The sequence below is a fragment of the Streptomyces sp. NPDC005070 genome (assembly GCF_053600395.1).
The window spans coordinates 1-2,227 of record NZ_JBSFZS010000387.1; the positions used below are offsets into that span (position 1 = coordinate 1).

The window sequence follows — 2,227 nt, forward strand, 5'->3', positions numbered from 1 at the left end:
CCCCAGACCCGAGTACGTCCAGTACGCAGGCCTGGGGCCGGCACGCCGAGAGCACGCACCTGACGCCGCCGGGCCGCCCTTCGGGCGACGACGCGAATTGTCAGACGGGCCCTAGGCGGCATCAAGGCCTAGGCCATCAAGGCCTCGGGCAACGAGGTCCGGCGGGCTTCGACAGCCGACGGTCGGCAGTCGCGGGGCTCCCGCGGAGCGGAGACGTTCCGCCGGAGCCCCCGTGCGGGGCGGGAGGAGCGGGTGCTCTCGCGGGTCACCCCGCCTCCACCCGTCCGCGTACCGCCGTACGAAAGGCGATGGGGGCCTGCCCGGCGCGCTGATGGAAATACTTGGCGAAGTTCGTGGCGCTGGAGAAGCCGAGCCGGTCGGCGATCCGGGCGGCGGCCAGGTCGGTGTGCGCGAGCAGCCGCTTGGCCTCCAGGATCACCCGGCGGTCGATGAACTCCTTGGCGCCGATCCCCGCCGCGTCGAGGGCGGCCCGGGACAGGGTGCGGGCGGAGTAGCCGAGGGTGAGGGCGTAGTCGTCCACCCGCCGGGTGCGTGCGAAGTCCCGCTCGACGGTCGCGCGGAAGCGAAGAAAGGTTTCGCTCGGCCCGGTGACAGGGGTGTCGGACCCCTCCAGATGGGCCAGGCGCAGTATCAGCACGTCCAGCAGATGACGCAGTACGGCGCCGTGCGCGTCACGCGGCAGCCGCCCGGGCGCCTGGAACTCGTGCTCCAGATGCTCGGTCGCCACGCGCAACGAGGCGGCCGCCCCGCCTTCCGGGGTGCGCAGCACACGGGCGTGCGGATCGTCGAGCCCGGCCGCGCGGACGGTGGCCGCGCCCGGGAAGTCCCGTTCGAAGACGATCAGCGTTCCCTCGGCCCGCGTGAGATCTCCCCACTGCAGGACCTGCCCGGGGCGCGTCCACAGCCAGGAGTCCCGCTCGACGTCATGGGCGGTGAAGTCCACGGTCTGGCGCAGGGTGCCGGAGGCCAGCGTGAGCACCTGGTGGAAGCCGGGACGCTGCGGTGCGCCGAGACCGGTGCCGTGGGCACGGGTCCGGGCGCGCAGCGCGGCCAGCGAGATCACTTCCAGGCCGGCGGGTGGGCCGACGGGGGCCGCGGAGATGATCCCGGGGACGGGCTGCCCGGCCGGGTGTCGGTTTTTGGCCATGATCAGTCGCCTGCGTATCCGGGTGGGACGTGCTCGCCGCCCGGTCGGGGCCGGCCGTGCGCGGACGACCGCCCCCGGGGCGGAAAGAAGGGCATCACCATAGAGGAGAGCCGGACCGTCGCCAAGGAACTTCCGAGGGCTTCTCCACCGGAGCGGGGTGCCGGGGTACCGGCGCGACGGCGCGCCGAGGTGCCGCCGTGCCGGGCCGCGATCACGGCGCCAGGGTCATCCCGCGGCCGCGAGGAACTGGGTGGCGGCCAGTTCGGCGTAGAGCGCGTCCGCCGCGACGAGTTCGCGGTGGGTGCCCACGGCGCGGACGCGGCCCGCGTCCATCACGACGATGCGGTCGGCCGTCGTGACGGTGGACAGCCGGTGCGCGACGACCAGGACCGTGGTCGAACGGGCCACATCGGCGACCGTGTCGCGCAGCGCGGCCTCGTTGACCGCGTCGAGCTGCGAGGTGGCCTCGTCGAGGAGCAGCAGCCGGGGGCGGCGCAGCAGGGCCCGGGCGATGGCGACGCGCTGGCGCTCGCCGCCGGACAGCTTGGTGCCGCGATGTCCGACCAGGGTGTCCAGGCCGTTCGGCAGCCGGGACACGAGGCCGTCGAGGCGGGTCGTCTTCACCACGCGTGTCAGCTCACCCTCCTCGGCCTGCGGATTGCCGAGCAGGAGATTGTCGCGCAGCGAGCCGGACAGCACCGGCGCGTCCTGCTCCACGTAGCCGATGGCGGACCGGAGCCGGGGCAGCTCCCAGTCCTCCAGCGCGCGGCCGTCCACGCTGATGACGCCCGCCTCGGGCTCGTAGAACCGCTCGATGAGCGAGAACACGGTGGTCTTGCCCGCGCCGGAGGGGCCGACGAACGCGGTCAGGCCCCGGGCCGGGACGGCGAACGTCACGCCGTGGTGGACGTACGGCAGATCGTCGGCGTAGCGGAAGCGGACGTCCTCGAAGGCGAGCGTCGCGGGCTCCGCTCCCTGCTCCGGCAGCGGGGCGGGCCGGGCGGCGGGCGGCGTGGCTCCAGGCCGGGGAAGGGGAGCAGGCGGGCAGGGGCGCGCTGC

Annotated in this window: 2 protein-coding genes; both read right to left on the minus strand. The window is 74.2% G+C overall.

Annotation, left to right across the window (positions count from 1 at the left end; all coding sequences use genetic code 11):
• Positions 1-265: 265 nt before the first annotated feature.
• On the minus strand, positions 266-1,168 hold the full coding sequence (locus ACWEBX_RS39360; protein WP_451889506.1) for a helix-turn-helix transcriptional regulator: 903 nt from the start codon (positions 1,166-1,168) through the stop codon (positions 266-268).
• A gap of 225 nt (positions 1,169-1,393) precedes the next feature.
• A partial coding sequence (locus ACWEBX_RS39365; RefSeq protein WP_451889507.1) for an ATP-binding cassette domain-containing protein occupies positions 1,394-2,227 on the minus strand: 834 nt, incomplete at its 5' end.

What these genes read in the sequence shown, in the direction of transcription:
- ACWEBX_RS39360 (WP_451889506.1), bottom strand. Translation starts at nt 1,168, where the DNA reads ATGGCCAAAAACCGACACCCGGCCGGGCAGCCCGTCCCCGGGATCATC.